The organism is Pseudomonas sp. JV245A (assembly GCF_032424515.1).
Lineage (GTDB): Bacteria > Pseudomonadota > Gammaproteobacteria > Pseudomonadales > Pseudomonadaceae > Aquipseudomonas > Aquipseudomonas protegens.
In genome coordinates, this window is sequence record NZ_VYKE01000689.1 from 1 (window position 1) to 206 (window position 206).

1 pseudogene is annotated in these 206 nt (G+C 68.9%); it reads left to right on the forward strand.

The window, feature by feature from the left end:
• Nucleotides 1-206: pseudogene (locus F6S12_RS33630) on the forward strand (hypothetical protein); the annotation flags it as partial.

Genomic DNA, 206 nt, shown 5'->3' on the forward strand with positions numbered 1-206 from the left:
CCGCCAGTTATGGCCTGCGCTACGGCTTCATGGAGGATGCGCGCTGGGTGGGTGCCTGTGTCGAGGCCGCCAGCCGCTGGGAGTGCGGGCTGCGCTCCAGCCTGGGTTGGATGATTCACTTCAAGGTGCTGGGCTGGAGCGCGGTGGCCGTGGCGCTCCTGGGTTTTGTCATGCCCGGGCGTGCCGGTTGGGGGCTGGGCGTACTG